We start from the raw sequence: 9,348 nt of genomic DNA, 5'->3' as shown, positions 1-9,348 counted from the left end.
TCCCGCCGCCGTCCGGCACTGCCGCCCCGCCCATAGGTGACATTTGTCATCCCACGGAGCTGAAAGCGTCATCCCGCTGACCTGAAAGATCAGTGGCATGTCGGTGATATCGGCGACTACCTGCTGAAACGCCGTAAGGCGAGGATTGTCCGCATGAGAACACCACAGCTTGCGGACGCGACCGGCACCGGAACCGCCGGCCTCGGGAACGTGATCGAGGTCGGCGGTCTCCGGCAGAAGTACGGCGACTTCGAGGCCGTACGCGGCATCTCCTTCACCGTCCCGAGGGGCGAGCTGTTCGCCCTGCTCGGCACCAACGGCGCGGGCAAGACCACCACGATGGAGGTCCTGGAGGGCTTCACCCCCGCCACCGACGGCACGGTCAGGGTGCTCGGCCTCGATCCGGTCAGGCAGCACCGCGAGCTGCGGCCCCGCGTCGGGATCATGCTGCAGGAGGGGGGTTTCCTCGGCGACCTCACCGTGGCCGAGACCGTGGACCTGTGGAGGGGACTGAGCGAGGACGCCGGCCGCCCGGTCACGCTGTCCGGCAGCACCGAGCTGCCCGGGAGCCTCACCCTCTTCGGCCGGGTCCGGGGCGTGAGCCGGGCGACCATGGGGGCGCTGGAGCTGGTCGGCCTGGAGAGCAAGGCCAGGACCAAGGTCCGGCAGCTCTCCGGCGGCCAGAAGCGCAGGCTCGACCTCGCGCTCGCGGTGCTCTCGCGGCCGGAGGTGCTCTTCCTGGACGAGCCGACCACCGGGATGGACCCCGAGGCCCGCCGTACCACCTGGCAGGTGATCGAGGACCTGCGGGCCGGCGGCACCACGGTGCTGCTCACCACGCACTACCTGGAGGAGGCCGAGCGCCTCGCCAGCAGGCTGGCCATCATGCATGAGGGTCTCATCCACACCTACGGGACGGTCGAGGAGGTGGTGGCCGGCTCCGGCGACACCATCGCCTTCCGGCTCCCCGGCACCGCCTGGTCCTTCGGCGACCTGCCCGCCCCGGACGGCGTCACCCCCACGCTGACCTATGCCGACGGCGGCACCGAGGTCGTCTACACCGTCGCCGGCGGACAGCCCGAGACCCGCGCGCACGCCGCGCTCCGGCCGCTGCTGGCCTGGGCCGACGAGCACGGCGAGGCCCTGGGGCGGCTCGCCGTACGCCGGGGGACCCTTGAGGACGCCTTCATGCGCGTGGTGGGGGAGCGGCGATGAGACGGAGCGGTGCCGGCGCGGCCGCCGGCGGGGAGCGCGTGGTCATGGGGCGGACGAAGTGGATGAGGAGTGGTGAGTGACATGAGGACCGACGTTCTGCACGCCGTACGGCTGGCGAGGCTCGACCTGACGCTGGTGGCCAGGAACACCACGGTGATGTTCAACGTGCTGCTGCTGCCGCTCCTGATGGCCTGGATGTTCACCCAGACCCAGGGAGGCGCGGACATCGCCGGGGTGTCCGGGGAGCTTTTCGTGCTGACCGGGGTGCCCGGCCTGATGCTGGGGTTCGCGGTCTTCATCAACCTGGTCAACTCCTTCACGGCCCGGCGTGAGGAGCTGGTGCTCAAGCGGCTGCGCGGGGGCCAGCCGTCCGGGCCGGCGGTCCTCGGCGGCGCCGCCCTCGGCGCGCTCGCGCTCTTCCTCGGCCAGGTGGTGCTGCTGGCGGTCTGGATGCACCGGACCGACGGGGTCATGCCGGCCAACGTGCCGCTGCTGGTGGTCGCGGCCGTCCTGGGAGTCGCGCTGTTCGGCCTGCTGGCCGCCGCCTTCTCCGGGATCACGCCCAACGCCGAGCTGGCCCAGATCACGGTCCTGCCGGTGATCCTGGTCATGATGATCGGCGCGCCGGTGGCCTACCCCGCCGACGTGCTGCCCGGCCCGCTGGGGGTGGTCTCCGACCTGCTCCCGGTGACGCCGGTCGTGGAGATCATGCGTACGGCCTTCCTCGGCGCCGACCACGTCTCCGGGAGCGGTGAGGCGCTGAGCATGGGCGGGCAGTGGGTGGCCGCGCTGCCCTCGCTCGGGATCCTGCTGGCCTGGGTCGCGGTGGCGGCCCTGCTGGCCAGGTGGCTGTTCCGGTGGGAGCCCCGGCACGGATAACGTTCATCACGCGATGTTGACAAAAGCTGATGAGAGCGGGGCGGGGCGCTTCAGGCGCTCCGTCCTCCGCGTGTTCCCCCGGCGCAGGAAGCGCACGACCGTCGAGCGGCTCCGCCGGTTGACCGTCTGGTCGCTGACCACCGGTCTGTTACTGGTCTGGCTCGGCGTCGTCGGCGGGCTCGGCGAGGACCGGTTCGGCGTCCCCGGCGGGGTCGCCGAGGACAGGGGGGCGGACCTGCTCGTCCTCGTCCTCGGGCTGCTGGGGCTGGTCGCCTTCAGCGTCCTCTACATGAGGATGGTGAAGGCGGCCGTCGCGGGGACCTCGGCCAACCGTGAGATCGTGGCCTCGGCCGTGCTCGCGGTCGTCCTGCTGCTGACCCAGGAGCACCAGCTGTGGAGCTGGGGGCTGATCGCGCCGGCCTGGGCGGCGGGCGCGGCGCTGCTGCTGAGCAGGACGGGCACGTTCGTCGCCGGCCTCGGCGCCGCCGCGGTCGCCCTGCTTCTCGCACCGTTCGACGACGGCTCCGGTTCGGTCATCGGACGCGCGCTGGCCGCGCCGCAGCCGGGCGAGGACGCGGCCACCCTCGCCGGAGCCCTCACCGGCGCCTTCATCGGGACCACCCTGGCGCTGCCCTGCGCGAACCGGTTGCAGCTCTGGTTCTGGGAGGTCGTCAGGCTGGCGGAGGAGGGCAAGGAGGCCCAGGCACGGCTGGCCGTCACCGAGGAGCGGCTCCGCTTCTCGCGCGACCTGCACGACCTGGTCGGGCACAGCCTGTCCGCGATCGCGGTCAAGAGCGAGGTGGCCGCCAAGCTGTCGAAGATGGACGCCGAGCGGGCCGCCGGAGAGATGGAGGAGGTCCGGGGACTGGCGCGGGAGGCGCTGAAGGAGATCCGCTCGGCGGTGCGCGGCTACCGGACGGTCGACCTCGACGCCGAGCTGCGCAGCATGACCGCGGTGCTGGAGGCCGACGGCATCCGCTGCACGCTGGAGACCCCCCAGGAGCCGGTGCCCGAGGAGCTGGGCACGCTGCTGGCCTGGGTGGTCCGCGAGGGCACCACCAACGTGCTGCGGCACAGCTCGGCGACCCGGTGCCGGATCACGATCGCGCTCCGCGACGGCGCGGCCGCGCTGGAGATGGTCAACGACGGTGTGACCGGTCTGGACGGGCGCGGCGGCACCGGCCTCATCGGGCTGTCGGAGCGGGTGGCCGCCGCGGGCGGCGCCGTCGCCGCCGGGGCCGGCGGCGCGGGAGAGTTCAGGTTGCGGGCGACGGTTCCGCTGGAGGGAGTCAGATGATCCGGGTACTGCTGGCCGACGACGAGCATCTCATCCGCGGGGCGATCGCCACGCTGCTCGGCCTGGAGCCGGACATCGAGGTGGTGGCCCAGGTCGCCAGGGGCGACCTGGTGGAGCAGGCCGTACGGGATCACCGGCCCGATGTGATCGTGCTGGACATCGAGATGCCCGGGATGGACGGGCTGACCGTGGCCGAGACGCTGCCCGGCCACGCGGTGCTGATGCTGAGCAGTTTCGGGCGTCCCGGATATCTGAGAAGGGCGCTCGCGGCGGGGGTGCGCGGCTTCATCCCCAAGGACGCCTCCTCCGACGAGCTGGCGACGGCGATCCGTAAGGTAAACTCCGGCGGACGCTATCTGGACCCGGAGATGGCGGCCTCGGCGATGATGGCGGGGGAGAGCCCGCTCACCGAGCGTGAGCGTGACGCCCTGACCCTGGCCTCGCGGGGCGCGTCGGTCGGGGAGATCGCGGTGTCGCTGCACCTCACCGAGGGCACCGTGCGCAACTACCTGTCCAGCGCCATCACCAAGCTGGGCGCGAGCAACCGGATCACCGCCATCCACGCCGCCCAGGAAAAAGGTTGGCTCTAAACAGAGTTTTTTCTCTGCGTTGGGGCAGGGGGAACACATGGTGGCAGCGGACGTGAACCCGGGAGTGCGTGAGATCCGCGCCTTTTCCCCGCGTCATGTCATCGGTAAATGCAGTGCGTGCCCGCCTGACGCGGCGCCGCACGGAGATTATGTCCGGCCGCACCCGTCCCGCGGTCCGGTCTGAGGAGGAGGCATGCGCGCCACCGGAAACCCCGGAGCCCAGGTGGTCAGTGTCGGCAACCGGCTCGACGTGGGCACCGTCGCCGGAGTGCGTCCGCGACTGCACGACGCGGTCGACTCCGGCCACGGCGACCTGGTCGTGGATCTCTCCGGGCTGGAGATGATCGACGCCACCGGCCTCGGCGTGCTGGTGGGCACGCACCGCCGCGCGCTGGCCGCGGAACGCCGTCTCATCCTGCGCGGGGTTCCGCCTCGCGTCATGCGCGTGCTGGCGGTGACCCGGCTCAACCGGGTGCTCACCGTCGAGCTCTCCATGGCCGCGGTGGCCTGACCCCGGTCATGCGCGTCAGCGCTCCACCGCGCCGCGGAACCGCTCGGATCCGAGGGCGATCGCGGGCGCTCTCCCCGCCCGGCTCGCCCGGTTCGTCCGGCGGAGGTCACGTCACGGAAGTCCCGGCGGGGCTCACGTGACGAAGGACCGGTAGAAGATGTGCACGGCGGTGCTGATCAGGTGATCGACCGCGGGCGGGTCGTCGGCCAGCACCCACTCGATGAGCAGTTCCTGGATGGCGCCGATCATGCCCAGCGCCAGCAGGCGCTGGTTGGCCTTGGCCGCCCCCGGCAGGTCGAAGACGTTGGCCTCGATAATCTGGCTGAAGGCCGCCACCGCCTGCTGCCGCGACCTGGTGAGGCAGTCGCCCGCCCGGCGCACCTCCAGGTGCATGATCCGGGCACGGCGCCTGTCCTCGGTGACGAAGCCGATGTATCCGGCGATGCCCGCCTCGACCCGGCTGAGCAGCGTGTCCGGGGCCTTCTCGATGGACTTCGACACCGACAGCAGCGTCTCCTGCACACACCTGTCGTGCACCGCCTGCAGTAACTCGTTACGGCCGGAGAAACACTCGTAGAAGGCACGATTGGAGATGCGGGCCGCGGCGCACAGCTTCTCGATCGTGGTCTCCGGGAAACCGGGGTCGGAGTAGAGCGTGTACGCCGCGGTGATCAAACGTTCCCGACGCTCCGCCAGCCGCTCCTCCGCTGACATTCCTCTGTATGATCGCCCATTCATGTCAAGCCTCCGCCTTTAATGCGGACTTGACAAATACTCGCTTTATCACTTCCACCTCATGATCCTGGCCCCCAGAATCCACCATTATGGGTGCAAGATCCTTTTTGCGGAAGAGTAAGTGTGCTATCGCTTCCGTCGTCCATGCAAGAAGGTGACAAGCCTGACTAGTCGGTCAAGGTCTTTTTGGCCGCGAGTGAATGAGGTGAGGTTCATTCCGGGCAGTGCGAAGCGCTGCCGCGAGACGGCCTTGGGGCGGGAGAACTCCCGCAGCCCGTCCGCGCCGTGGATGCGGCCGAAGCCGGAGTCGCCCACCCCGCCGAACGGCAGCGAGGGGACCGCGGCGAAGGAGATGATCGAATTGATCGCGGTCATCCCGCCGCGCATCCGGCGCGCGAGCTCCACGGCCCGCCGCGCGTTGCCGGAGAAGACCGTCCCGGCCAGGCCGTACGCGGAGGCGTTGGCCTTCTCCAGGGCCTCCTCCACGTCGGCGACCCGTTTGACCGTCAGGGTCGGGCCGAACGTCTCCTCGCGGACCGACGCCGACTCCTCCGGCACATCCTCCACGATCACCGGGTCCACGAAGGGCGCGCGGACGGACTCGGGGCCGCCGAGGACGGCCCTGCCGCCCGCGACCGCGTCCTGGACGTGCCGCCGGATGACGTCGAGCTGGGCCGGCATGGTGATCGGGCCGTAGTCCTCCCCGGCCCTGACCTCCCGGGCCCGCCGGGTCAGCTCCCCCATGAAGTCGTCGTAGACCGCGTCCACCACGTAGGCGCGCTCCACCCCGACACAGGTCTGGCCCGCGTTGGACAGCGCGCCCCACAGGGCGGCGTCCGCGGCGGCCGGCAGGTCGGCGCCCTCGTCCACGATCAGCGCGTCCTTGCCGCCGCACTCGGCGACCAGCGGCGTGAGGTTCACCGCGCACGCGGCCATCACCCGCTTGGCGGTGGCGGTCGAGCCGGTGAAGGCGACCTTCCCCACCCCCGGATCCCCGGCCAGCGCGGCCCCGGTCTCGCCCAGCCCGGTGACCGTCCGGAACACCCCGTGCTCGGGAACGGCCTCGGCGAACAGCTCCGCCAGCAGCACGCCCACGCCGGGGGTCAGCTCGCTCGGCTTGAACACCACCGCGTTCCCGGCCGCCAGCGCGTAGGCGATCGAGCCCATCGGGGTGAACACCGGGTAGTTCCACGGCCGCGCGCACGGCCGCCGCGTCCTGGATCGGGTGGGTGCCGACGACGGCGCCCGTGGCCGGATCGAGTGAGTCGAAGGTGAGCCGGCCGGTCGCCGTGGTCATCGTGGCCTCCTGCTGTGCCGTGGCGGATGCCCGAGGGCGGAGGGTGCGGCGTCCGCGCGGCCCTCGCGGGCGCGGCGAGCCGAACGGGCGCGGTCCGCCCACGATAGACCGGGACCATTGTCCGGTAAACCATCACTTACCGGGTGAGGAGTCCCCGGTCCAGCGCCGTGGTCACGGCGGCGGTGCGGTCGGAGACGCCGAGCTTGCCGAAGACGCGCAGCAGGTGGGTCTTGACCGTGGTCTCGCTGATGAACAGCGCCTTGCCGATCTGCGCGTTGGTCAGCCCCCGGGCCACCAGGGAGAGCACCTCGGCCTCGCGCGGCGACAGGGACTCGGTCACCGGGGCCCGCATCCGGGTGACCAGCCGGGTCGCCACCGACGGCGACAGCACGGTCTCGCCCCGCGCCGCGGAGACGATCGCGGCCAGCAGGTCGGCTCTGGAGGTGTCCTTCAGCAGGTATCCGGCGGCCCCCGCCTCGACCGCCCGCACGATGTCCTGATCGGTCTCGTAGGTGGTCAGCACGATCACCCGGCTCTCCGGCCGCTCGGAGAGGATGCGCCCGGTGGCGCTCACCCCGTCCCCGTCCGGCATGCGCAGGTCCATCAGGATCACGTCGGGCCGCAGCTCCCCGGCCCGCGCGACCGCCTCGTCCCCCGACGCCGCCTCGCCCACCACCGTGATCCCAGGATCGGCCTCCAGCATCCCCCGCAACCCCTCGCGGACCACCGGATGGTCATCGACGATCATCAGACGCAGCACGTGTCACGCTCCCTGCTCTGGCTGCTCGGAAGGGAGGACGGCCTCAAGGGTCGTACCTCCCGCCGGCGAACTGGTCAACGTCAAGGTGCCGCCCACCTGCTCCACCCGGGTACGCATGCCGCGCAGGCCGTACCCCTCGGCGGCGGCGGGATCGAAACCGCGCCCGTCGTCGCGGATCTCCAGCGCCACCGTCTCCGGACCGTAGGACGCCGAGACCTCCACCCGGCCGGCGGCCGCGTGCTTGCGCACGTTGGCCAGGGCCTCCTGGGCCGCCCGGATGAGCACCACCTCGGTGGGCGGCGGCAGCGGGCGCGACTCCCCGTGGAGGGAGAAGGCGGTGGCGATCCCCGTCTCCTCCCTGAGCCGGTCGGCCAGCCGCACCAGCGCCTCGTCCAGGGTGGAGCCGTCCAGCGGCGCCGGGCTGAGCGCGGCTATCAGCGCGCGGGCCTCGGCCAGGTTCTCCCGCGCCGTCTGTACGGCCAGCGACAGGTGGCGGGCCGGGTCGGACTGGGCCTCGGCGGCCTGGATCAGCATGATGATGCTGGTGAAGCCCTGGGCCAGGGTGTCGTGGATCTCCCCGGCGAGGCGCTCGCGCTCGGCCAGGGCCCCGCGCTCGGCCGAGAGCCTGGACACCTCGGCCCGCTGGGCCTCCAGCTCCGCGATGAGGACCGCCCGATCCTCGCTCTGCCGCATGATCCGCTCCATCCAGATGCCGAACACGGCGGAGAAGAAGACCACGATGGTGCTGACGCTCAGGAAGTTGAACGTGTCGCCCTGGTTCTCGACCAGGAAGCGGATGGCCGGACCGGCGTTCAGCGCGATCACGACCCCGACCGCCGGCTTGGCCGGGAAGACCATGAAGCACTGCGGGCAGAGACCGAAGAGGGCGAACGTCGCCGAGGGCTCGATGAACGCCGCCGGAGTGAACAGGACGACCAGGACGGCGAGGTAGACCGCGCCCCGCCGCCGGTCCCCGGCCAGGATCGCCGACCGGCCGAACAGGAAGTAGACGGGGAGGATCGCGGACATGAGCCCGGCGGAAAGGATCTTCTCCGTGACGGGGAGGTCGCCTGGCACGATGAAGGCCGCGGGCACGAGCGTCGCGACGGCGAGAAGCAGCTCCCAGCCGCGCAGCGAGTGCCAGACGTGCGGTCCGGACGGGTCGGTGCTCCGTCCGGACCGGATCAACGACCTCATCCGTCGCGGCGGCTCTTCCAGCGGAACGTCATCAGGCACAGCACCAGTCCTCCGACGACCCAGGCGCCCAGGATCAGGGCGACCCGATCGAGTTCATACGATTTCGTGAGCTCCAGTGTGGCACCGGCGTCGCCCAGGAAGACCGAGCGGAAACCCTGGCACATCCACTTGAGCGGGAAGAACGACGCGATGTTCACCAGCCAGGCCGGGAGCTGGGTGACGGGGATGAACACCCCGGAGATGAACTGCAGCACCACGAACGGCATGGCGATCACCGCACTGGCGCTCCTGCCGGAGCGGGGCAGGCTGCTGACCGCGATGCCGAGCAGGGACGAGCCGATCACGCCGAGCACGAACACCCAGACGAAGGTCAGCCACGTCGAGACCTCGGAGGGCAGCTTCAGGCCGAACAGCGTGACCCCGATGGCCAGCAGGATCACGACCTGGAAGAAGGAGATGACCAGGGTGTTGAGCGCCTTGCCGATGAAGTAGGAGGTGCGCGGCAGCGGCGTGCCCAGCAGCCGCTTGAGCGTGCCGTCGTCGCGGTCCACCGCGATGCTGATGCCGAGGTTCTGGAAGCCCGTCATCGCCGCCGAGCCGATCAGCCCGGCCACGTAGAGCTGGGAGACGTTCAGCCCGGTCCCCTCCAGGTCGCCCGCGAAGATCGAACCGAAGATCACCAGCAGGACGATCGGGAAGGCGAAGGTGAAGATGACCGCGTCCTTCTCCCGGAAGAACATCTTGGTCTCGAAGGCCGCCCGCGACAGCCCCAGCCGTATCGCGGGGGGCTGCCCGGCGGCCGGCGCCGGAGCGGGGGATCGGGTGGTGGTCTGCGTCATGGGGTGATCACCTCGGGGGATCGATGGG

General features: G+C 70.9%; 10 protein-coding genes. 5 read left to right on the top strand and 5 right to left on the bottom strand.

What is annotated here, in order from left to right; all coding sequences use genetic code 11:
• Window positions 1-153 precede the first annotated feature (153 nt).
• The 5 genes from CA984_RS39705 (at window position 154) to CA984_RS39685 (ending at window position 4,492) form a co-directional block, all read left to right on the top strand.
• On the top strand, window positions 154-1,215 hold the full coding sequence (locus tag CA984_RS39705; RefSeq protein ID WP_086578520.1) for an ABC transporter ATP-binding protein: 1,062 nt from the start codon (window positions 154-156) through the stop codon (window positions 1,213-1,215).
• Window positions 1,216-1,296: 81 nt separating this feature from the next.
• On the top strand, window positions 1,297-2,094 hold the full coding sequence (locus tag CA984_RS39700) for an ABC transporter permease (RefSeq protein WP_086578519.1): 798 nt from the start codon (window positions 1,297-1,299) through the stop codon (window positions 2,092-2,094).
• A 13-nt stretch (window positions 2,095-2,107) separates the two neighbouring features.
• The gene (locus tag CA984_RS39695; RefSeq protein ID WP_086578518.1) at window positions 2,108-3,391 is read left to right on the top strand and encodes a sensor histidine kinase; all 1,284 of its coding nucleotides are present in this window, start codon (window positions 2,108-2,110) and stop codon (window positions 3,389-3,391) included.
• On the top strand, window positions 3,388-3,981 hold the full coding sequence (locus tag CA984_RS39690) for a response regulator transcription factor (RefSeq protein WP_086578517.1): 594 nt from the start codon (window positions 3,388-3,390) through the stop codon (window positions 3,979-3,981). Before CA984_RS39695 ends, CA984_RS39690 begins: the two co-directional genes overlap by 4 nt.
• A gap of 193 nt (window positions 3,982-4,174) precedes the next feature.
• On the top strand, window positions 4,175-4,492 hold the full coding sequence (locus tag CA984_RS39685) for an STAS domain-containing protein (protein WP_086578516.1): 318 nt from the start codon (window positions 4,175-4,177) through the stop codon (window positions 4,490-4,492).
• Window positions 4,493-4,624: 132 nt separating this feature from the next.
• Here CA984_RS39685 and CA984_RS39680 read toward each other — a convergent pair whose 3' ends face one another.
• The 5 genes from CA984_RS39680 to CA984_RS39660 all read right to left on the bottom strand — a co-directional run bounded on the left by CA984_RS39680 (window position 4,625) and on the right by CA984_RS39660 (window position 9,320).
• The gene (locus tag CA984_RS39680; RefSeq protein ID WP_242676430.1) at window positions 4,625-5,206 is read right to left on the bottom strand and encodes a TetR/AcrR family transcriptional regulator; all 582 of its coding nucleotides are present in this window, start codon (window positions 5,204-5,206) and stop codon (window positions 4,625-4,627) included.
• A gap of 147 nt (window positions 5,207-5,353) precedes the next feature.
• Window positions 5,354-6,406 carry an aldehyde dehydrogenase family protein gene (locus tag CA984_RS39675; RefSeq protein ID WP_479725545.1) on the bottom strand — a complete coding sequence of 351 codons (1,053 nt, stop codon included), beginning with the start codon at window positions 6,404-6,406 and terminating at the stop codon, window positions 5,354-5,356.
• A 254-nt stretch (window positions 6,407-6,660) separates the two neighbouring features.
• Window positions 6,661-7,284: a response regulator gene (locus CA984_RS39670; protein WP_086578514.1), complete on the bottom strand. Its 624-nt coding sequence runs from the start codon at window positions 7,282-7,284 to the stop codon at window positions 6,661-6,663.
• A 3-nt stretch (window positions 7,285-7,287) separates the two neighbouring features.
• Window positions 7,288-8,481 (bottom strand): sensor histidine kinase, encoded by a 1,194-nt coding sequence (locus CA984_RS39665; RefSeq protein ID WP_086578513.1) that lies wholly within the window; start codon window positions 8,479-8,481, stop codon window positions 7,288-7,290.
• On the bottom strand, window positions 8,478-9,320 hold the full coding sequence (locus tag CA984_RS39660; RefSeq protein WP_086578512.1) for an ABC transporter permease: 843 nt from the start codon (window positions 9,318-9,320) through the stop codon (window positions 8,478-8,480). The genes CA984_RS39665 and CA984_RS39660 overlap by 4 nt, the downstream gene beginning before the upstream one ends.
• Window positions 9,321-9,348: the final 28 nt, after the last annotated feature.

The sequence above is a fragment of the Streptosporangium minutum genome, from assembly GCF_002149035.1.
Taxonomy (GTDB): domain Bacteria; phylum Actinomycetota; class Actinomycetes; order Streptosporangiales; family Streptosporangiaceae; genus Streptosporangium; species Streptosporangium minutum.
The sequence above is the reverse complement of the archived record's forward strand: the minus strand, read 5'-3'. Positions and strand labels throughout refer to the sequence as shown.

Excerpts from the sequence above, each read along its gene's own strand:
- CA984_RS39660 (WP_086578512.1), bottom strand. The coding sequence starts at position 9,320 with ATGACGCAGACCACCACCCGATCCCCCGCTCCGGCGCCGGCCGCCGGG.
- CA984_RS39685 (WP_086578516.1), top strand. The coding sequence starts at position 4,175 with ATGCGCGCCACCGGAAACCCCGGAGCCCAGGTGGTCAGTGTCGGCAAC.
- CA984_RS39665 (WP_086578513.1), bottom strand. The coding sequence starts at position 8,481 with ATGAGGTCGTTGATCCGGTCCGGACGGAGCACCGACCCGTCCGGACCG.
- CA984_RS39700 (WP_086578519.1), top strand. The coding sequence starts at position 1,297 with ATGAGGACCGACGTTCTGCACGCCGTACGGCTGGCGAGGCTCGACCTG.
- CA984_RS39680 (WP_242676430.1), bottom strand. The coding sequence starts at position 5,206 with ATGTCAGCGGAGGAGCGGCTGGCGGAGCGTCGGGAACGTTTGATCACC.
- CA984_RS39690 (WP_086578517.1), top strand. The coding sequence starts at position 3,388 with ATGATCCGGGTACTGCTGGCCGACGACGAGCATCTCATCCGCGGGGCG.
- CA984_RS39695 (WP_086578518.1), top strand. The coding sequence starts at position 2,108 with ATGTTGACAAAAGCTGATGAGAGCGGGGCGGGGCGCTTCAGGCGCTCC.
- CA984_RS39705 (WP_086578520.1), top strand. The coding sequence starts at position 154 with ATGAGAACACCACAGCTTGCGGACGCGACCGGCACCGGAACCGCCGGC.